General features: G+C 73.3%; 23 protein-coding genes. 10 read left to right on the top strand and 13 right to left on the bottom strand.

Translation table 11 applies throughout. The features are described 5' to 3' along the window. Positions 1 to 2: 2 nt before the first annotated feature. From ACFHW0_RS18520 to ACFHW0_RS18530, 3 genes are all read left to right on the top strand, one after another. On the top strand, positions 3 to 1,247 hold the full coding sequence (locus tag ACFHW0_RS18520; RefSeq protein ID WP_416609255.1) for an ATP-grasp domain-containing protein: 1,245 nt from the start codon (positions 3 to 5) through the stop codon (positions 1,245 to 1,247). A 59-nt stretch (positions 1,248 to 1,306) separates the two neighbouring features. Beyond that, a complete protein-coding gene (locus tag ACFHW0_RS18525) occupies positions 1,307 to 2,398 on the top strand; it encodes an S-(hydroxymethyl)mycothiol dehydrogenase (RefSeq protein ID WP_416609257.1) in 1,092 nt (363 codons plus the stop codon). A 132-nt stretch (positions 2,399 to 2,530) separates the two neighbouring features. Beyond that, positions 2,531 to 2,914: a hypothetical protein gene (locus tag ACFHW0_RS18530; protein ID WP_416609259.1), complete on the top strand. Its 384-nt coding sequence runs from the start codon at positions 2,531 to 2,533 to the stop codon at positions 2,912 to 2,914. An 83-nt stretch (positions 2,915 to 2,997) separates the two neighbouring features. Here the strand turns inward: ACFHW0_RS18530 and ACFHW0_RS18535 are convergent, their stop codons facing one another. The 6 genes from ACFHW0_RS18535 to ACFHW0_RS18560 all read right to left on the bottom strand — a co-directional run bounded on the left by ACFHW0_RS18535 (position 2,998) and on the right by ACFHW0_RS18560 (position 8,835). Continuing rightward, positions 2,998 to 3,600, bottom strand: a complete 603-nt coding sequence (locus ACFHW0_RS18535; protein WP_416609261.1) for a hypothetical protein — start codon at positions 3,598 to 3,600, stop codon at positions 2,998 to 3,000. A gap of 222 nt (positions 3,601 to 3,822) precedes the next feature. Further along, entirely contained in the window at positions 3,823 to 4,239 is a 417-nt protein-coding gene (locus tag ACFHW0_RS18540; protein WP_132239381.1) for a CBS domain-containing protein, read from the bottom strand. A gap of 76 nt (positions 4,240 to 4,315) precedes the next feature. Further along, the gene (locus ACFHW0_RS18545; protein WP_416609263.1) at positions 4,316 to 4,756 is read right to left on the bottom strand and encodes a PPOX class F420-dependent oxidoreductase; all 441 of its coding nucleotides are present in this window, start codon (positions 4,754 to 4,756) and stop codon (positions 4,316 to 4,318) included. A 156-nt stretch (positions 4,757 to 4,912) separates the two neighbouring features. Further along, entirely contained in the window at positions 4,913 to 5,938 is a 1,026-nt protein-coding gene (locus ACFHW0_RS18550) for an aspartate-semialdehyde dehydrogenase (RefSeq protein WP_416609265.1), read from the bottom strand. A 258-nt stretch (positions 5,939 to 6,196) separates the two neighbouring features. Continuing rightward, positions 6,197 to 7,543, bottom strand: coding sequence for a M16 family metallopeptidase (locus ACFHW0_RS18555; protein ID WP_416609267.1), 1,347 nt, complete (start codon positions 7,541 to 7,543; stop codon positions 6,197 to 6,199). Then, complete coding sequence (locus ACFHW0_RS18560; RefSeq protein ID WP_416609269.1) at positions 7,543 to 8,835, bottom strand: M16 family metallopeptidase; 1,293 nt, start codon at positions 8,833 to 8,835, stop codon at positions 7,543 to 7,545. The genes ACFHW0_RS18555 and ACFHW0_RS18560 overlap by 1 nt, the downstream gene beginning before the upstream one ends. Before the next feature lie 89 nt (positions 8,836 to 8,924). Here ACFHW0_RS18560 and ACFHW0_RS18565 point away from each other — a divergent pair, with 89 nt between their 5' ends. Then, on the top strand, positions 8,925 to 9,665 hold the full coding sequence (locus ACFHW0_RS18565; RefSeq protein WP_416609271.1) for a phosphodiesterase: 741 nt from the start codon (positions 8,925 to 8,927) through the stop codon (positions 9,663 to 9,665). Here ACFHW0_RS18565 and ACFHW0_RS18570 read toward each other — a convergent pair. Next, positions 9,632 to 9,847, bottom strand: a complete 216-nt coding sequence (locus ACFHW0_RS18570) for a hypothetical protein (protein WP_121400099.1) — start codon at positions 9,845 to 9,847, stop codon at positions 9,632 to 9,634. The genes ACFHW0_RS18565 and ACFHW0_RS18570 overlap by 34 nt on opposite strands. Before the next feature lie 91 nt (positions 9,848 to 9,938). Continuing rightward, positions 9,939 to 11,093 carry an alkaline phosphatase PhoX gene (locus ACFHW0_RS18575; protein ID WP_416609273.1) on the bottom strand — a complete coding sequence of 385 codons (1,155 nt, stop codon included), beginning with the start codon at positions 11,091 to 11,093 and terminating at the stop codon, positions 9,939 to 9,941. Between the two features lie 304 nt (positions 11,094 to 11,397). Between ACFHW0_RS18575 and ACFHW0_RS18580 the strand changes: the two genes are divergently transcribed. The 3 genes from ACFHW0_RS18580 (at position 11,398) to ACFHW0_RS18590 (ending at position 13,715) form a co-directional block, all read left to right on the top strand. Beyond that, on the top strand, positions 11,398 to 12,495 hold the full coding sequence (locus ACFHW0_RS18580) for a 3-deoxy-7-phosphoheptulonate synthase (RefSeq protein WP_416609388.1): 1,098 nt from the start codon (positions 11,398 to 11,400) through the stop codon (positions 12,493 to 12,495). Between the two features lie 552 nt (positions 12,496 to 13,047). Further along, entirely contained in the window at positions 13,048 to 13,296 is a 249-nt protein-coding gene (locus tag ACFHW0_RS18585; protein ID WP_199729530.1) for a hypothetical protein, read from the top strand. 209 nt (positions 13,297 to 13,505) lie between these two features. Further along, positions 13,506 to 13,715, top strand: coding sequence for a hypothetical protein (locus tag ACFHW0_RS18590; RefSeq protein ID WP_121399515.1), 210 nt, complete (start codon positions 13,506 to 13,508; stop codon positions 13,713 to 13,715). A 201-nt stretch (positions 13,716 to 13,916) separates the two neighbouring features. Here ACFHW0_RS18590 and ACFHW0_RS18595 read toward each other — a convergent pair whose 3' ends face one another. Genes ACFHW0_RS18595 through ACFHW0_RS18605 form a run of 3 tightly spaced genes read right to left on the bottom strand, consistent with a single transcriptional unit; the run spans position 13,917 to position 15,134 of the window. Continuing rightward, a complete protein-coding gene (locus tag ACFHW0_RS18595; protein ID WP_132239401.1) occupies positions 13,917 to 14,453 on the bottom strand; it encodes a DUF1360 domain-containing protein in 537 nt (178 codons plus the stop codon). Positions 14,454 to 14,487: 34 nt separating this feature from the next. Further along, entirely contained in the window at positions 14,488 to 14,808 is a 321-nt protein-coding gene (locus tag ACFHW0_RS18600) for a hypothetical protein (RefSeq protein ID WP_416609276.1), read from the bottom strand. Then, a complete protein-coding gene (locus tag ACFHW0_RS18605) occupies positions 14,808 to 15,134 on the bottom strand; it encodes a DUF6158 family protein (RefSeq protein WP_121400100.1) in 327 nt (108 codons plus the stop codon). The genes ACFHW0_RS18600 and ACFHW0_RS18605 overlap by 1 nt, the downstream gene beginning before the upstream one ends. Positions 15,135 to 15,256: 122 nt before the next feature. Here ACFHW0_RS18605 and ACFHW0_RS18610 point away from each other — a divergent pair, with 122 nt between their 5' ends. Next, positions 15,257 to 15,691 carry a hypothetical protein gene (locus ACFHW0_RS18610; RefSeq protein ID WP_416609278.1) on the top strand — a complete coding sequence of 145 codons (435 nt, stop codon included), beginning with the start codon at positions 15,257 to 15,259 and terminating at the stop codon, positions 15,689 to 15,691. A 26-nt stretch (positions 15,692 to 15,717) separates the two neighbouring features. Further along, entirely contained in the window at positions 15,718 to 16,047 is a 330-nt protein-coding gene (locus ACFHW0_RS18615) for a DUF3817 domain-containing protein (RefSeq protein WP_416609280.1), read from the top strand. Between the two features lie 5 nt (positions 16,048 to 16,052). Here ACFHW0_RS18615 and ACFHW0_RS18620 read toward each other — a convergent pair whose 3' ends face one another. Next, entirely contained in the window at positions 16,053 to 16,577 is a 525-nt protein-coding gene (locus ACFHW0_RS18620) for a DUF6232 family protein (protein ID WP_416609281.1), read from the bottom strand. 498 nt (positions 16,578 to 17,075) lie between these two features. Here ACFHW0_RS18620 and ACFHW0_RS18625 point away from each other — a divergent pair, with 498 nt between their 5' ends. Next, positions 17,076 to 18,050, top strand: a complete 975-nt coding sequence (locus ACFHW0_RS18625) for an NlpC/P60 family protein (protein ID WP_416609283.1) — start codon at positions 17,076 to 17,078, stop codon at positions 18,048 to 18,050. Between the two features lie 74 nt (positions 18,051 to 18,124). On the opposite strand, the gene ACFHW0_RS18630 is transcribed toward ACFHW0_RS18625, so the two are convergent. Further along, positions 18,125 to 19,114: a sigma-70 family RNA polymerase sigma factor gene (locus tag ACFHW0_RS18630; RefSeq protein WP_199729496.1), complete on the bottom strand. Its 990-nt coding sequence runs from the start codon at positions 19,112 to 19,114 to the stop codon at positions 18,125 to 18,127. Between the last annotated feature and the right edge of the window lie 277 nt (positions 19,115 to 19,391).

The raw sequence follows: 19,391 nt of genomic DNA on the forward strand, positions 1-19,391 counted from the left end.
GGATGAAGTTGCTTGCCATCGAGACCAGCCAGTATCTGGGGTACTACCTGTCGCGCTACGCGCAGGTGGAGGCCTTGGGCGCGACCCTGTACGTGCTCAACGGTGAAGGTGAGCCGGACTTCTGGCCCGTCGAGCGCTACCAGGTGGTGGGCTCCCGCCACGTCGATGAGATCATCGCCGCCGCCAAGCAGTGGCACCAGGCTGAGAACTTCGACGGCGTGTTGACGTTCTCAGAGTCCTCGGTCATCACCGTGGCGGCCGTGGCCGAGGCCCTCGGCCTGCCCGGCATCGGAGTCGAGACCGCGGTCAACTGCCGCAACAAGTACCTGATGCGGCAGGCGTACCAGCGGGTCGGCGCGCCCTCTCCGCGGTTCCGGCTGACCGGCACCCTGGCCGAGGCGCAGGCCGCTGCGGAGGAGTTCGGTTATCCGGTCATCGTCAAGCCCACGCACGGCGCCGGCAGCAACTTCGTGTTCAAGGTCGGTTCCCCGACGGAGTTGGCCGAACGGTACGCGCAGGCGCAGGAGGGCAGCCGGAACATGTTCTGGGCGCGGTCCGAGCCGGAGGGGGTGGACCTCGGGCCGAGCGGCCTGCTCGTGGAGTCGTTCCTGGACGGCTCGGAGCACCTGATGGAGGTCGTCGTCTGGGACGACGAGGTGTACCTGGGCTCGGTGGTCGACCGGATCACCGTGGAGGGTGAGACCTTCGACGACGACGTTCACCACGCGCCGACTTCGCTGAGCCCGCAGGACCTGACAGCGGTGCACGAGGTGGTCGCGGCCGGGATGCGGGCACAGGGGCTGCGGCGCGGCGTGGGGCATGCGGAGGTGCGGTTCCACGACGGCAGGCCGCACCTCCTGGAGATCGCCGCGCGGGTGGGCGGCGGCGGGCTGGACATGATCGCCCGGCTGACCGCCGACCACGACCCGATCGCTGCGGCCGTCGACATCGCCTGCGGCGTCCGGCCCCGGGTGCGGCACTTCCAGCCCACGGGTAGGCACACCGCGTCGATGTGTCTGATCTGCGCGGCCGGCACCGTCGCCGGCGTGCGCGTGCCGACCGAGGTCAGCGATTCGGAACGGACGTTCGACCTGAAGATCACCGCACGACCGGGGGACGTCATCAAGCGCCCGCCGCACGGCAACACGATCCTGGGGTTTCTCGGCGTCACCGGAACCTCGGAGGAGGACGCCTTCGCCACGATGGTCCGCTTCGCGAACCTGATCGAGGTGGATTTCGCCGACTGACCCGGCCCGTCCACCGGCCATCCCACCACAAGCATCAGACAGACAAGGACGACGTGTACATGGCGCAGACAGTCGAGGCCGTGGTGTCGCTCGGCCCGGGCCAGCCGGTGCGGACCCGCGACATCGTGGTCCCGGACCCGGGACCGGGCGAGGCGACCGTACGAGTGCTGGCTTGCGGGGTCTGCCACACCGACCTGCACTACCGCGACGGCGTCATCGGCTCCGGGTACCCCTACCTGTTGGGGCACGAGGCGGCCGGGATCGTCGAGCAGGTGGGGGACAACGTGACGAACGTGGCTCCGGGCGACCTCGTCGTCCTCAACTGGCGGGCGGTCTGCGGACGCTGTCGCCCCTGCCGGCGCGGTACACCGGAGGCGTGCCTGCACGAGCTCACCGCCAGTCAACCGATGACGCTGACCACCGGGGAGCCGCTCGGGGCGGCATTGGGTATCGGCGCCTTCGCCCGGCTCACCCTGGTGCACGCCGGCCAGTGCACCCTCGTCGACAAGGCCGTGGACCCGGCCGTCGCCTGCCTGCTCGGCTGCGGTGTGATGTCCGGGCTCGGGGCGACGATGCGCACCGGGGGCGTCGGTCCCGGCGACACCGTCGCGGTGATCGGCTGCGGAGGGGTGGGCTGCGCGGCCGTGGCCGGCGCACGACTGGCCGGGGCGACGACCATCGTCGCTGTCGACATCGATCCACGAAAGCTGCCGATGGCCACCCAACTGGGCGCCACGCATGTCGTCGACGCCAGCCGCGATTCCGACGTGGTCGGCACCGTCCGACAGCTCACCGGCGGGCTCGGCGCCGACGTGACCATTGACGCGGCCGGGTTTCCCGAGACGTGGCGCCAGGCCTTCCACGCACGCTCCGTCGGCGGCACCTTCGTGCTGGTGGCCCGGCCCGATTCGTCGATGCGACTGGACATGCCGCTGCTGGACCTGTTCCTGCACGGCGGCACCTACAAGACCTCCTGGTACGGCGACTGCCTGCCCTCCAGGGACATGCCGATGCTGGTCGACCTGCACCTGCAGGGCCGGCTGCCGCTCGACCTGTTCGTCACCGAGCGGATCGGCATGGACGACGTCGAGGTGGCGTTCGAGCGTATGCGCCGCGGCGACGTGCTGCGCAGCGTCGTCCTACTCGACTGACGCCGAGGGGCGCTCGGCCGAGCGCCCCTCGGCCACCGGGTTGCCGACTCGCTGCCCGGCCCACGAGCCACCGTCCGGCGTGCTCAACCCGCCGGTCCACACCATCGACTCGATTCCGCACAAGGAGCAGGAATGCCCGCATCCGACGCGAAAGTTCTCTCGATCGACTATGACGGCCGCCGGTTCCGTCCAGTCGCCGACGGCAGTGGGGAGCACAGCCGCGTCGCGACATACCACCAGGATGGCGACCTGCTCTGGGGTGAATTCACCGGAGGCCACGCACGCCGGGGAACCCTGGTCGGCCGTTGCCAGCCTGACGGCTCGCTCGACTTCGCGTACTGCATGGTGCTGGACGACGGGCGGATCATCGTCGGCGAGTGTCACAGCACCCCCGAGATCCTGCCCGGCGGGCGCGTCCTGCTGCACGAGACCTGGCAGCGCCACGGCGCCCACGCCGCCAGCGGAGTGTCCCAGATCGAGGAGATCCCCACTTCTCCGCCGGACGCAGGTGCCTAAGCGGTACCGTGCCGGAGCCCGCTGTCTCCGATCACCGCCACACCGTGACCTCGACGCGGCCAGCCCCAAACGACGGACACGCCTTAGATGACCAGGATGTCGTAGCGGCCCTTCCACCGGCGGACGTGGCCGCGCCACCCGGCGAGCAGCGCGATGACGGTCCAGCCGACACCGCCGAGGAGCAGTGCCGCCAGCATGCCGCCGGAGTCGACCCGGTCGGCGACCTCGAGGTCGACCACCCCGTCCGGATCGGTGAGCACCGCGATCCTGTCGCCGACCTGGAGGCCGGGGTTGCTGCCCTGGTGGACCAGCGGCTCGTCGAGGCGCCCGTCGGCGCCCCGCAGCGTGAACTCGTGCCGCTTCCCGGCGACCTGCACGTCGACGATGGTCACCTCCTGGCGGACGCCGCGCGCCTCCAGCACCGCCTCCGGGGCGAGCTGCACCGATCCCACGAGGACGAACAGGGCCGGAACCACCGCGAGGAAGGCCAGCCACGCGGCCCGGTGCAGCAGACGTACGGCGAACACGAAGACCAGGCAGAACAGCAGGCCGGTGATGATCGGGACGACCGTCGCGCCCACCGCCACGTACGCGACGGCGGTGTTCAGCGCGATCACGACCAGACCGAGCAGCACCACCAGCATCGTCGTCGTGATCGATTTGCCGGCCGACCAGGCTCCCGCCATGGGTCCGGAACCGGTAGGCGGCGCCCCGGCCGGCGCCGTCATCGTGGATCGGTGCGGGGGCGGCCATCCGCTCGGCTGGTTCCGGCCTGGTGTGGGGGGCTCTACAGACACGGCGAGATCATAGGACCGGCGGTCCACCACGCCGGGGCGACGGCGCCACGTCCACGGTGCGGACGCGACGCCGGCTCCCGCCTCGGGGAGCCGGCGCGCCGCGGCGGACGGTCAGTTGTTCGGTTCGTCGGCGCTGATGTCGGCGAGCACCGACTGCGGTTCCCGCTCCACGGCGAGGTCACCCATCGAGACCAGGCCGACCAGCCGCCCGTCGTCGATGACCGGCAGCCGGCGTACGGCGTACGTCCGCATCAGGTCGGCGGCCGCGACCGCGTCGTCGTACTGGCTCACCGTGATCACGTCCTTGCTGGTGATCCGGTTGAGCGGGGTCGAGTTAGGGTCCATGTTCTCGGCAACGCCCCGGACCGTGATGTCCCGGTCCGTCACGATGCCGATGACGTCGTCGCCGTCGGTCACCACCACGTCGCCGATGGCGCTGTCGCGCATCTCCTGCGCCGCGGCGATCAGTGTGTCGTTGCCGTCCATCGTCACCAACCGGGTCGTCATGAACTCTCCGACCGTTGTCATGGTGCTCCCCTCTCGGTGTCGGCACCGCCGTCTACCCGCCGACCGCACGGGGTAACGCGAGCGACCCCGGCCCGGGTCAGGCGCGCGGCGGGAGGCCGTAGAGGCGCTCGACGTGCAGCCGGAGCACGAGGCGTCCCTCGGCGACCATCGCCCGCCGGTAGTCGGCCCAGTCCGGATGCTCACCCTGGATCGCCCGGTAGAGGTCGACCAGCTCCGCCACGGTCGCGTCGTCCGGGTCGGCGGCCACCGGGGTCAGGTCGGCGCGCCCCTCCGCGACCGCGTACGCCCAGCCGTCGTCGCTGCCGACGTGGAAGGAGGCGCGCGGGTCCCGGCGCAGGTTGGCGGTCTTGGCCCGGCCGTCGGTCACCGAGACGCGGATCAGGGCCGACGTGCTGTCGAAGGCGTAGATGACGGTGGAGAGCTGTGGGCGCCCGTCCCGCTTGAGCGTGGCCAGCACCCCCAGCCGGTGGCCGGCGATCAGCTCCGTCAACGCCCGCTGGGTCTCGTCGTCCGCCACGGCAACCTCCCGCTCGACCGGTCACGGCGTACCCATCGAACCACGGCGGACGCCCCGCCCGCGCCCGCGCCTGCCGTGCGCCGACGGGGCGGGCCGCACCGGCGGACGCGGCGGGCCCCCGCCGCAGCCGGCGGGGGCCCGGGAGAGGCGCGACGGTCAGCGGCGCTCGGCGGCGACCAGCTCGGCGAGCTGCACCGCGTTGAGCGCGGCGCCCTTGCGCAGGTTGTCGTTGGAGCAGAACAGGGCGAGGCCGTGCTCGACGGTCTCGTCGGCGCGGATCCGCCCGACGTAGGTCGGGTCCTGGCCGGCGGCCTGCAACGGGGTCGGCACCTCGGCGAGCGCCACGCCGGCGGCGCCGTCGAGCAGCTCGCGGGCCCGCTGCGGGCTGATCGGGCGGGCGAAGCGGGCGTTGATCTGGAGCGAGTGGCCGGTGAACACGGGCACCCGCACGCACGTGCCGGAGACGCGCAGCCCGGGGATCTCCAGGATGCGGCGGCTCTCGTTGCGCAGCTTCTGCTCCTCGTCGGTCTCGAAGCTGCCGTCGTCGACGATCGAGCCGGCGAGCGGGAGCACGTTGAACGCGATCGGCCGGGCGAACGAGCGGGGGGCCGGGAACTCCACGGCCGCGCCGTCGAAGGCGAGGCCGGCGGCGTGCTCGGCGACCTTGCGGACCTGCTCGTCGAGTTCGGCGACGCCGGCCAGGCCGGCGCCGGAGACCGCCTGGTACGTCGAGACGACCAGGCTGACCAGCTCCGCCTCGGCGTGCAGCGGGCGCAGCACGGGCATCGCGGCCATCGTCGTGCAGTTCGGGTTGGCGATGATCCCCTTGGGGCGTACGGCGGCGGCGTGCGGGTTGACCTCGGCGACGACCAGCGGCACCTCCGGGTCCATGCGGAACGCCGAGGAGTTGTCGATGACGACGGCGCCGGCGGCGGCGACCCGGGGCGCGAGTTCCTTCGCGGTGCCCTTGCCGGCGGAGAAGAGCACGATGTCGAGCCCGGAGTAGTCGGCGGTGGCGGCGTCCTCCACGGTCACCTCGCCGTCCCGCCAGGGCAGGGTGCGCCCGGCCGACCGCGCCGAGGCGAACAACCGCACCTGCTCCGCCGGGAACTCCCGCTCCGCCAGCACCTGCCGCATCACGCCACCGACCTGGCCGGTGGCCCCCACAATGCCGATCCTCATGCCCGCGAGGCTACCCAGCCCGGCGACCCGACCGGGAACGCTTTCCCACCCACCGGGGCCGGCGGCGCTCCCGCCCGGCGGCGGCCGTGGTGACCCGGGCCGCGACCGGGACGGAACGACACCGCCGGAGGGGCCGGTGGGACGGGAGGATCGCCAGCCGGCGGGGCGGCTGGCCGAAGCATCCACGCCGGCCGCCCCGGACCGGACCACCCGCACCGGCGGGGGCGGCGCGACCGATGTCACACCGCCCCGGGCCGGTCAGGAGTCGTGCTCGACCAGTTCGCCCAGGCCGGTGGCGACGAGTTCGTCGCGGATCGCCGCGGCGTCGCCCTCCACGACGAGGGTGAGATCCTCCGGGCGCAGGTGCGTGGCGGCCGCCGCGGAGACCTCCGCCACGTCGGCGGCGAGCAGCGACTCGCGCAACCGGGCGTGGTAGTCGTCCGGCAGGTCGTGCACGACCAGGGTGGTCAGCGCGGAGGCGATCGCCCGAGGGCTCTGCAACTCGACCGAGAGCTGCCCGGCCCGCCAGGAGCGCGCGACCGCCAGCTCCTCCTCGGTCACCCCGGTCTCCCGGGTACGGGTGATCTCGCCGACCGCCTCGACGACGGCCGGGGCGGTGACCGCCGTCTGCACGCTGGAGCTGACCCCGAAGCGGCCGAAGCGGCGGGACGAGGCGAAGTCGCCCCGGATGCCGTACGTGTAGCCGCGCACCTCGCGGATCAGGTGGTTGAGCCGGGAGGTGAACGCTCCGCCGAGCACCGTGCCGGCGAGCGTCATCGGCACGTGGTCGGGGTGGGAGCGGTGCGGCGACGGGTGGCCCAGCCGCAGCGTGGACTGCACCGAGCCGGGCCGGTCCACCAGGATGATCCGCCGGCCGGGGCGGGTCGGCACCTCGATCGGGCCGCCCCGGTCGACCGGCCCGCCGCCGGTGCCGGCGAACGCCGCCGCGCCGAGCGCGTCCAGGTCCAGCCGGTCCAGGTCGCCGGCGACGACCAGCGTGCCGGGACGGATGAACCACTCGGAGTGGAAGACCGTGACGTCCTCGACGTCCAGCGCCGCCACCGACTCCGGGTCGCCGTACAGGGGGCGGCCCCAGCGGTTCCCGGCGCCGAACAGGTCCGCGCGCAGTGCCGCGTCGGCCCGCGGGCCGGGGTTGGCCCAGTCCATCCGCAGCGCGGTCGCCTCGTCGTCGCGGACCCGCCGGACGTCGTCCGGGTCCAGCTTCGGGGTGCGCACCGCCTCGGCGAGCAGCTCCACGGCGGCGTTCAGCCGCTCCACCGGCACCTGCACGCTGACCTGGAACGAGTCCCAGTCCAGCCCGATCACCAGCTCGGTGCCGAGCCCTTCGATGGCCAGCGCGTACGCCGTCGCGTCGCGCTGCGCGGTCCCCTCCTCCAGGGCCTTGGCGAGCACCGCGCCGAGCCCCTCCTTGCCGGTCGGCTCGCGGCCGGCGCCCGCGTCGAGCAGCAGCAGCGCCACGGCCAGGTTCTGCCCGGGCAGGTGCGCGGCGACCACCTGACCACCCGCCACGGTGCGGCGGACCACCTGCGGGAACCGGTACGGGCGGGCGGCGCCGGGCCCGGGACGGTCGGCGATCAGCGTCATCAGGGCTTCTCCTCGGGCAGGTAGGTCAGGGTCACCCGGTCGTCGGCGGCGAGCACCTCGGCGGCGGCCTCGGCGATCTGCTCGGCGGTCACCGCGAGCCAGGCCGGCAGCCGCTCCGCGGCCTTCGCCGGGTCGCCGAACTGGGTGGCGTAGCGCCCGAGCGTGTCCGCCCGGCCGTCCACCGTGGACATCTGCCGCCACCACGAGGTGCTCAGCAGGGACTTGGCCCGGTCCAGCTCGGTGGTGGTGACCGGGACGGTGGTCAGCTCGTCGACCACCTCGGCCAGCCCGGCGCCCAGCCGTTCGGCGCTGACCCCGGGGCGGGCCGTCGCGGTGGCGATCAGTGGCGCGGGGGCGTGCGCCAGGTCCACGCCGTACGCCCCGACCAGGTCGGGCTGGGCGATCCGCTCGCCGTCGGCGAGGCGTTGGTAGAGGCGGCTGCCCCGGCCACTGCCCAGCACGGTGGCGAGCACCGTCATCACGTCGTAGCCGGAGCTGCCGAAGGGATGGGTGCGGTGCGCGACGTAGACGCGGGGCGCCGGCACCTCGGCGGTGACCGTCTCCACGGCGGGTCGGCCGGTGGCCGGGACGGTCCGGCCGTCCGGCGCGGGCGGAATCTCCGCGCGGGGCGGGATCGCGCCGAAGTACTTGTCGGCCAGCGCGAACACCTCGGCGGCCGAGGCGTCGCCCACGACGGTGAGCACGGCGTTGTTCGGCGCGTAGTACGTCCGGTGGAACGCCTGGAAGGTGCCCAGGTCGGCGGCGTTCAGGTCGGCCATCGACCCGATCGTGGCGTGGTGGTAGGGGTGCCCGGGCGGGTAGAGCAGCGGCAGCAGCCGCAGCCAGGCGTCGCCGTAGGGCACGTTGTCGTAGCGCTGGCGCCGCTCGTTCTTGACCACGTCCCGCTGGTTGTCCAGCGTCTCCTGGGTCAGCGCGGGGACCAGGCCGCCCATCCGGTCCGCCTCCAGCCACAGCGCCAGTTCCAGGTGCTCGGCCGGCACGGTCTCGAAGTAGTTGGTGCGGTCCGGGTTGGTGGTGGCGTTGAGCGAACCGCCCGCGCCCTGCACCAGCTTCATGTGCTCGGTCTTCGCCACGTTGACCGAGCCCTCGAACATCAGGTGCTCGAAGAGGTGCGCGAAACCGGTCTGCCCCTCGGGCTCGTGCCGGGAGCCGACGTCGTACCAGAGGTTCACGGCGACCGCGGGGGCGGTGCGGTCCTCACTCACCACCACGCGCAGGCCGTTGTCCAGTCGGGTGGTCTCGATGGGCCAGGGGTAACCGCTGTCGGGCATGGCACGACGCTATCCGATCAGGTGCGCGGTAAGGGGACGCGCCGCACGCGGCGAGGCATCGACCGCCGGCGGCCGGGTACCGGGGAGGCATGCCGCCTGCCGCCACCGTGACCGACCGGGCCGCCGTCGCGGTCGACCGCGCGACCGCCGCCCTGACCCGGCTGCGCCGGGCCCGCCTGCTGCACCCCGCAGGCCGCTCGTTCGCGGGCGAGGTCGTCGTCTGGGGTACGCCGGGACCGCCGACCGGGGTGCCGCTGCTGGACGGCCCGGGTCGCTTCCGGGCGACCGTCCGGCTCTCCAAGGGCGTGCCCACGCCGGGCGGCTGGCCGGACGTGCTGGGGCTGGCCGTGCGGCTGCACCGCGACGGTGGCCGGCCGTTCGACCTGCTGGTCAGCTCCAGCGGGGCCGCGCCGCTGCTGCGGAACCTGCCGCTGCCCCGGCGACGCTTCGCGGGGACGTACAGCACGATCATGCCGTTGCGCGCGGGCCGGCGGCGGCTCTTCCTGGCCGCGCTGGCCGACCCGGAGTCGCCCGACCTGGGCCGCAGCCTGGCCGAGGTGGCCGCCGCGGCCCGGTCGGACGCGCCGCGCCTGGTGCTCGCGGTCGCGTCCGCCGTCGGGCCGTGGCGGCCGTTCGGCCAGGTCGGCCTCGGTGCCCAGCTCAGCGCCCGGGAGGACGCCGCGCTGGCCTTCGACCCGATCGGCAACCTGCCGCCGGGGCTGCGGGCGGTCGGTCCGATCGCCTGGCTGCGGGAGCACACCTACCGGGGCTCGCGACGGGCCCGGGGTGCCGTGGCTCAGTCGGGGGGCTCGATGGGGGTCACCGTCTGATCGGAGGTGCGTCGTTCCAGCACGGTGTCGGGGGCGGCGTTGCGGTCCTCCTCCCGGATGTCGGACTCGGCGAGGATCGCTTCCGCCTGGGCCTGGGGGTCGTCGCTGCCGACCGCCGCCTCCTCGGGCAGCAGGTGCGCGCGGGACTCCACCCGTTCCTGGTCGCTCTGCTCGTGACTCATGACCGCCCACATACCCCGCCGCCGCCTCCGGCACGCCGCATGATCGCGACCGACCCGGCGGGGGCGCGGGCGGGCTGCGGAGGCGGGCCGCTCAGGAGCGGAACGGGCCGCGCACCTCGTAGGTGATGCCGCCCGAGGACGAGCCGGAGGTGCCGCGCTGCGACGAGAGGTAGAACCGGCTGCCGTCGGGCGAGAACGCCGGCCCGCAGATCTCCGACGAGGACTGGCCGGTGATCCGCAGGAACGGGGCGACCACCCCCGCCGGCGTGATCACGTTGATCTCCATGTTGCCGCCGTCCTCGGCGACGTAGAGGTCGCCCGAACGGGCCCCGGTGATGTTGTCCACCCCGGTCAGCGGCGCCGTCCCGGAGACCAGCGAGTCGTCGTACGCCAGGTCGACGCGCTGGTTGACCGCGTCGTAGGCCCACACCCGGTTGTCGCCCTTGGTGGTGAACCAGCAGGTGCCGTCGGCGTACCAGCAGCCCTCCCCGCCGTTGAACCTCTTCGCCCCGGAGACCTGGTTGCGGGTGAGCGTGGGCGAGCCGTCGGGGTCGGGCACCCGCGCCCAGCTCACCGGGCCACTGGTGCCCGTCCCGGCGACCAGCACCTCCAGCGTGCCGGCCGAGAGGTCGCCCCAGGTGGTCGGCCGGAACCGGTAGAAGCAGCCGCTCGTCTCGTCCTCGGTGAGGTAGACCACCCGGCGGTCCGGGTCGCAGGCGGCGGCCTCGTGGTTGAACCGGCCCATCGCCGCCCGCCGGACGCCGGCCCGGCCGCCCTCGGGGTACGTCTCGTAGACGTACCCCCGGCTGACCTCCTCGCCGGAGAGCCAGGTCCCCCACGGGGTCGCGCCGCCCGCGCAGTTGCGGTTGGTGTTCGACAGGATGCGGTACGCCGAGGCGATGCTGCCGTCGGCGTTGAAGCGCACCGCCGAGGCCCCGCCGGTGGTCAGGATCTCGGAGTTCGAGACGTAGATCCATCCGGTGCCGGCGACGAAACAGGCGCCGCCGTCGGGCGCGTCGTGCCAGGTGTACGACGTGCCGGGCACCGTCTGCCGGGACCGGGCGATCACCCGGCTGGTGAAGCCCGCGGGCAGTTGGATGCCGTTGGCGTCGGCCACGCCGAGCGGCCCGTACGGGCTGGCACCCGGCTGAGCAGGGGCGGCTTGGGCGGCGCCGGCCCAGAGACTGCCGGCGAAGGCGGCGGCGCCGCCGACGACGGTGGCACGCAGGACGGTACGACGGTCCATCGGGAACCTCCGGAGGAGCAGCGATCGGCGTCGATGAAACTACCGTCGCAGGCATCGACGAAGGTGAACGCAAAGCGAGGCTTTCCCGACGACCGGGTGGACCTTCCCACACTCTCGGGTACGCTGGGCCGCGTGACGCGTTCGTATCGATGGTTTAGGCAGCCGGCTCGCACGCCGGTGACTTCACCATGATCTGACGTCACCACATTCGAGCCGGCCGGGCAGGAGCTCTCGTTCCTGCCCTTTTGCGTACGAGCAGCCGGCTCGACCCGGGCACCGGCCCCGGGGCACGGTCGGCGGAAGGATTCCCACCGTGACGACCCCGGAGACCGATCGGGTCAGCGATCAGCGGATCGACCGTGTCGTGCCGTTGACCACCCCGGCCCTGCTGCACCACGAGCTGCCCCTCGACGACACGCTCGCCTCGGCCGTGCTGGCCGGGCGACGCGCGGTCGGCCGGGTGCTGGACGGCGCCGACGACCGCCTGCTGGTGGTGGTCGGCCCGTGCTCGGTGCACGACCCGGCCGCCGCCCTGGAGTACGCCCACCTGCTGCGCGACGCCGCCGCCCGGGTGGCCGACGACCTGCTGGTGGTGATGCGGGTCTACTTCGAGAAGCCGCGCTCGACGGTGGGCTGGAAGGGCCTGATCAACGACCCCGGGCTGGACGGTTCCGGCGACGTCAACACCGGCCTGCGTACCGCCCGCGCGCTCCTGCTCGACGTGCTGCGCCTGGGGCTCCCCGTCGGCTGCGAGTTCCTCGACCCGATCACCCCGCAGTACATCGCCGACACGGTGGTGTGGGGCGCGATCGGCGCGCGGACGGTGGAGAGCCAGGTGCACCGGCAGCTCGCCTCCGGCCTGTCGATGCCGATCGGCATGAAGAACCGCCCGGACGGCAGCATCGGCACCGCCGTCGACGCCATCCGGGCCGCGGGCGTACCGCACGTCTTCCCCGGTATCGACGTCTCCGGCACGCCGGCGATCCTGCACACCCGGGGCAACGCGGACGGGCACCTGGTGCTGCGTGGCGGCGGCGGACGGCCGAACTACGACGCGGAGTCGGTGGCCGGCGCCCTGGAACTGCTGCGGGCGGCGGGCCTGCCCGAGCGCGTGGTGATTGACGCGAGCCACGCCAACAGCGGCAAGGACCACCGCAACCAGCCGAGGGTGGCGGCCGACGTGGCGGCCCAGCTCGACGCCGGCCAGCGCGGCATCGTCGGGATCATGCTGGAGAGCTTCCTGCTCGCCGGTCGCCAGGATCTCGACCCGACCCGCGAGCTGACGTACGGCCAGTCGGTCACGGACGCCTGCATCGGCTGGGACACCACCGAGGAGGTCCTCAGCCACCTGGCCGCCGCCGTCCGCACCCGCCGCCGCACCCCGGCCCCCACCCCCGCCTGACCCCCGCCCCGCCCCCGGCGATCATGAGGTTAGCGGCGAAGTCGATCTTCATCGCTGCCGCCAACCTCATGATCGCCGGGAGGTCGGCGGGCGGGAGGCGGTCGGGCGGGAGGCGGAAGCGTGGCGGGAGGGCGGCGGGAGGACGGGGCGGGGTGGCGCGGGAGGTGGAGACGGACAGTGCCGCCCCCGGGCCCTGAGGGCTCGGGGGCGGCACCGGTGTCGGTGTGCAGGTCGCCTCTCGGCGAGTGGCACGACGCGGCTCCAGCCGAACGGTATTCCGCGAAGGCAATTAGGTGAGGCCCGGGGACACTGGACACACCGACACCTCACTCAACCGGCGACCCGCCGCCGGTGTTCCGGCCCCCGCCATGACCGCCGTCACAGGCCCCGGGTGGCACTCCCGTCGGGCCGGGCGCGGGACGGGTTCGCGGTCCGGGCACGGTCCGAGCACGGGACGGGCCATCGGCACGGTGGCGCGGACCCACGAAGGCGAGGCGGCGCGGACCCACGGAAGGCGAGGCGGTGACGTTTGACCGATTCGGACGCGGGTAGCTGACGGTCGTGACCGACGACGCACCCGTGACGGACGCGCCCGTGACCGAGGAGCCGGACATCCGGCGCCTCGACGACCTCCTTGAGGATCTCTACCACGGCCAGGAGCGGATCAGTCAGGCGGACATCTACCGCCGGGCCGTCGCCGCCGAGCTTCCCGCGCAGCTCCTCACCCGCATGGCCGCCCTGCCCGAGGGCGAGTACGCCGTGGACGAGGTGGCCGACCTGCTCGGCGGTTCGGTCACCTGACGCCCGGCGGCCCGGGACTGGCACGGCCCCGGCGGCCCGGGACTGGCACGGCCCCGGCGGCCCGGGACTGGCACGGCCCCGGCGGCCCGGGACTGGCACGGCCCCGGCGGGTCGTGGCGACCCGTCGCGGGGCGATACCGCCGCCCACCCGTCCCCCGGGGGCGGACGGCCTTCCGCACCGGAGGCCGACGAGCAGTGAGGAGAGCGAGATGTCCCACCACGAGGAAGAGCACGAGAAGCTGCCGGCGCTCGGTCAGCCCCCCGAGGGCCGGGACACCCTGCCGGAGCCCGACTTCGCCAACGAGCACGACCGCACCGCGGTCGACCGGGACATCATCACCGGGGCGGACGCCGACGAGCGCGAGCCGGAGGCCTCCCGCGGCTGGGCCGGCGAGGACCACGGCACGACCCCGACCTGACCGGCGGCGACCACCGCGACACGACCCCGGCCTGACGCGGCGACCACCGCGGCGGCACGCCGACCCGGCGCTCCGGTCAAGGCCACGACAGCATCGCGGGCCACCGGGCGGAGCCGAGACAGCCGGGCCGACGGCACGACGAAGGACAGGCAGCGACGAAGGGGGCCGGCACAAGTGCCGGCCCCCTTCGTCGTACGGTCCTCAGTCCTCGTCGTGGTCGCCGCCCTCGGCGGCCTGCTGCGCCACCGCGTACGCCATCTGGAGGAAGTCCGAGGCGGCCACGGCGGTCAGCGCGGTCGCCACCAGGCGGGTGAGCCGGGGGGCGAGCACCAGCCCGCCCGTGAACCCGGTGGCGACCCAGACGGCCAGACAGAACGGGCAGCTCAGCAGCTCCCCGATCGCGTGCCGGGTGGAGCTGCCCTGGTCGCGGACCTGCTCCATCACCTCGCCGCTGCCGATCGGCTTGTCGTACCGGGTGAACGGCGCCCGCAGTGGGCTCGTCACCGCGTCCTTCGTCAGCAGCCGGCTCAGCTTGTGGGTGGCGATGCTCAGCAGCACCACATCGGCCGGGGCGGGACGCTCGGGCACCGGGCGGCCGGTCGCCCGGACCAGGCCGGCGATGCCGGCGGTCACCCCGGCGTACGTGCCCATCGCCGCCAGGTAGCCGCCCAGCGGCCGGTGTTCGTGCGGCGCGTACGCCTGGCGCAGCCGCGCCACCTTCTCCTTCAGGGCGGTCACCCGGTCTCCTCGATCTTCTCGCATGCGGTCCGGCTCAGCCGGCCTGCAGGTTGTCGGCCACCTCGCGGGCGAGGCTGTCCAGGGCCTCGTCGGCCAGTCGCCCGGCGTCCGGACCGCCCGTGATGTCGAGCCGCGTCCTGGCGCCACCCGCCTGGGCGGGCTCCACCCGGATCTCGGCCGACCACTCCTCGGCGGCGCTCCACCGGGCCCGCAGTTCCTCCGCGCTGACCTCGTCCGCCGGACTGCCGTCGGCCCGCAGCGGCTCGGGCAGCCACGCCGACGCCCGGGCGGGGTCGGTGGCGGTGTTGAACACCACCTCCGGCGGCGCGGACATCCCGCGCTCGGCGGACGCCATCACGCGTCCCGCAGCCGGTTCGGGTCGACCTCGCGGCCGGGGTGCCGGGCGAGGTACTCGGTCTCCAGCTCGGCGGTGCGCCGCAGGTGGTTCGCGAGCGCGGAGTCCGCCGCGTGGCGCAGGGTGTCCAGGCGGGTGCGGTGCAGGCTGTGCATCTCCCGGATCAGGTCCTCGTCGGCCAGCTCGGCGGGGTCGACGCCGAGCAGCTCGCCGTCGGGCGGGTCCGCCTCGCCGGAGGCCCTGTCGTGGACATGGTCGCCGTCCCACTCGGGCATCCGCTGCTCCGGGCTGCCGAAGTCGTCCTGCCGTACCGATCCCGTCATGATCGACCCCCTGCTCTGGTTTGGGCTCGCGTCTAGACGGATGCCCACACCGGAAGGCACCAAACCATCCCCGCGCCTACGACGCCGCGTCGGAGACCCCGGCGGCCCCCGGTACTCTCGATGCCATGAAACGGCTCTGGACCCCGGCGTGGATCGCGCGCCACGTGGCCATGGTCGTGCTCGTCACCGGTTTCCTGGCGTTGGGCTGGTGGCAGGTCAGCCGGGCCGCCGCCGGCAACGCGATCAGCTGGGGCTACGCGGTCGAGTGGCCGATCTTCGCGGGCTTCGTGGTCTTCGTCTGGTGGCGTGAGGTCCGGCACGCGCTGCGCGGGCCGGCGGCGGCCGCCGCGCCCGAGGAGGCGTCGACCGCCGCCGGGACGCGACCGGCCGACGCCCCGCAGGCCGCCGCGACGCGCCCGGTCGTACGCCGACCCGTGCGGGTCGCCCGCGTGCCCGCGGCTGCCGACGGCGGCGAGGACGGCGACCTGGCCGCCTACAACCACTACCTGCAATGGCTGAACGACAACCCGGGCGCCAAGCCCGGTGACTACCCCGGCTGAGGCCGGGCGCGAAAGGACGGACGACGGTGGGCGCAGCCCTGACCCGGTACCGAGTCATCGCCTGGATCGTCGGCGTGGCGCTGATCCTGCTGGTCGTGATCGGCATGCCGATGAAGTACGGCTTCGACGACCCGATCCTGGTGGAGACCGTGGGCCAGGCGCACGGTTTCCTCTACATGCTCTACCTGGTGGCCGCCTTCGACCTGTCCCGCCGGGCCGGCTGGCCGCTGAAGCGGATGGTCCTGGTGATGCTGGCCGGCACGGTGCCGTTCGTCTCCTTCTACGCGGAGCGCCGGGTCAGCTCCTGGGTGACGGCGGAACAGTCCGGGCGCACCCCGGAGCCGGTCGCCGGCTGACCCGGCTACCGGGTGGGCCGCCACGGGTCGACCGAGGCGAGCGGGTCCTCCCAGCCGCCGTACCGGTTCATCTCCCGGGCCCGGCGCAGGGCCCGGGTGACCTGGCCGAACTGCCGCTCGTCGTCGGTGCTGAACAGCAGCACCCGTTCGCCCCGGCGCCGGCCCCACAGCTCGTACGCGGGCGGTCGCCACCGGTCCCCCACCAGCGCGACCAGCACCGGCAGCAGGAACACCAGGCCCAGGACGAGGTACGCCCCCGCGGTGAGCCGTTGCAGCCCGCCGGTGAAGCCGAGCAGCAGGCCGACGCCGCCGATCATGGCGCCGGTGACCAGGACGGCCCGTACCGCGACGCGGTCGTGCGGGCCGCGGCCGGTCTGCAGGTGGGTCAGCTCGGTGACCTGCCAGCTGTTGCGGCCGACGGTGAACCGGTCGACCGTCACGATGATCCCGGGTCGGGCGTAGAGGAGGGTGTTCTTCCGCGCGGTCGTCCGCGATGACCGCGTCTGTCGGGTGGCGCCTTGAGGGTTCACGGTTCTACCTCCCGCGGCTGGTGCCGGGTCGGTTCCCGTCGACGGTCCCGCATCGTGCCGGTCGACGGGATTCCCGGCTGCGCGCTTCATTGTGTGGCGCACGTGCCAGCCCCGACGGCGATTTCGGCTCGCGTCCGAGGGCCGCGGTCGCGTGACACGCCGGTTCCGACCGCCATGTCGGTCTTGTCGGTCATAACGGCTCAGGTTGCGGCGGCATGCGTCGACAACGACGAAAGGCACGGATCGCCCGGTCGCCGACAATAGCCGCCGCCCGCTGCGGCGGGCCGGAGGATTCGATCACGCACCGCGCCCGTCGTGATCAACAATTTCCGTCACTCGGCCCACATTCGACCCTGCTTCAACTGCGCATCACTCCTGCCCCGGGTTAGGTTGTCCGGGCCGGCCCGGTCGATCGCCGTCCACCCGGACAGCACCGGCCCGGTGTCGCCGGGGGCGTCAGCAGCCCGCGGCGGCTGGTGGGAGAGGAGCCTTCCGCTCTTGTCGTCCCTCAGGAACACGCTGCGCGCCCTGGCGGTCGCCGTGGTGTCGGCCACGCTGCTCGCACCGGCGGTGCCCGCCCGGGCCGAACCGTCCCCCGCCGAGCTGACCCGGCGGATCGAGAACTCCTCCGCGAAACTCGAACACGTCGTCGAGGCGTACAACAAGCTCCGGGAGGAGATCAAGGCCAACCAGGCCGCCGTGGCGCGGGTGCAGAGTCGGATCGGTCCGCTGGAGCAGGAGACCGAACGGAGCCGGGCGGACGTCGGCGAGATGGCGGTGACCGCGTACAAGACCGGCAGCAACCTGACCACCGCGGAGGCGCTGCTGCGTCCCGGCGGCGCCGACACCCTGCTCGACCGGCTGGGCATGCTCGACCAGCTCACGCGGCAGCGGCAGGAGAAGATCTCGAACTTCACGGGCAACCAGCGCCGGCTGCTCGACGAGAAGACCCGGCTGGAGGTCACGCTGGGCCGGCAGGCGGCGCAGGCCCGCGAGATGACCGCCGCGAAGAAGCGGATCGAGCGCGACCTGGCCGAGCTCTACGAGCTGCGCAGGCAGGCGTACGGCCGCGCCACCGAGAAGCCGGCGGCCCGACCCGACAGCGTGAAGGAGGCGCCGGCGGTCTCCGGCCGGGCCGGCGTGGCGGTGCGGTACGCGTACGGCGCGCTCGGCAAGCCGTACGTCTGGGGCGCCGACGGGCCGAACGGCTACGACTGCTCGGGCCTGACCTCGGCGGCCTGGCGGGCGGCCGGCAAGTCGCTGCCGCACAACACCCGGATGCAGTGGGGCGCGGTGGCCCACATCAGCCGGAGCGAGCTGCGCCCCGGCGACCTCGTCTTCTACAGCGGGCTCGGGCACGTGGGCCTCTACGTCGGCGGCGGACAGGTGATCGACGCGCCGAGCGCCGGGCGCAACGTGCTCAAACGTGGCATGAACCTGATGCCCATCCAGGGCTACGGTCGGGTCCGCTGACCGCACCCGGCGAAACGGCGAACGGCCGGCGTCCCCCATCGGACGCCGGCCGTTCGCCGTTGTTCCTACCCTGCTCAGGCCGCCTGTAGCCCCTCGGCCCGGGCCAGCTCGCGGAGCCGGCCGAGCGCCTGGATCTCCAGCTGCCGGATCCGCTCCCGGGAGAGCGAGAACCGCGAGGCCACCTCGGTGAGGGAGTGCTCCCGGCCGTCCTCCAGCCCGTAGCGGGCCCGCATGATGCCGGCCGAACGGTCGTCGAGGTGGTTGAGCAGACCCTCGATCCGCTGCCGCTCAAGCCCCGTCAGGACGATCTCCTCCGGCGACGGCGCGTCGCTGTCGGCGACCAGGTCCCCGAGGTTGGTGTCGCCGTCGTCGCCCACCGGGGTGTCCAGCGAGACGGTGTCCTGCGACCAGCGGACCAGCTCGTTGACCCGCTCGACGGTGACCCCGAGGGACGCCGCGATCTGCTCCGGCTCCGGGTCGCTGCCCAGCTCGCGGGTGAGCTGCCGGGCCACGTTGCGCATCCGGTTGACGTCCTCGACCAGGTGCACCGGCAGTCGCACCGTGCGCTCCTGCTGGGCGATCGCCCGGCTGATCGCCTGGCGGATCCACCAGGTCGCGTAGGTGGAGAACTTGTAGCCGCGCACGTAGTCGAACTTCTCGACCGCCCGCACCAGGCCGGTGTTGCCCTCCTGGATCAGGTCCAGCATGGGCATGCCCGAACGCACGTAGCGGCGGGCGATCGACACGACCAGCCGCAGGTTGGCCCGGATGAACAGGTCCTTGGCCCGCTCACCCTCGGCGACCAGCCGCTCCAGGTCGTCCCGGTCGGCGCCGGCGGGGACGCGGTCCTCACCGAGCAGGTGCTCGGCGTAGAGGCCGGCCTCGATGGCCTTGGAGAGGTCCACCTCCTTGGCGGCGTCCAGCAGTGGCGTCCGGGAGATCTCGTGAAGGTAGACGCCGACCAGGTCGCGCTCCTCGGCAACCTCGTCGGTTCGCATGCCGATGTTCTTGTCCACGTTGCCCACGGTCCCCTCGCTCGCGCCGGTTGCCCGGTTCCTTGCCATCCCCACGTCCATCAGCCCTCCCCCGTAACTTCCGCTGTGCCCACCGGTGCTGACACCTACACAACAGTTGAGACGCGCCGGGGATTCCATGTCGTGAGTCGAAAGTGTCACGAATGCCTGATAATCCGCTGAGAGCGCGGTCCATGTTTGCTGTCAGCACCCCGGTGGCGGCTCTCCGATGGGCACCACGCTAGGGGCGGCGGATCGACGTGTCGCCGTGTCCCGGTCCATGGCAGCACCGCCACGCCCGCAGACGCAGCGACCCGGGTCACCGTCG

The organism is Micromonospora sp. LOL_025 (assembly GCF_048060285.1).
Lineage (GTDB): Bacteria > Actinomycetota > Actinomycetes > Mycobacteriales > Micromonosporaceae > Micromonospora.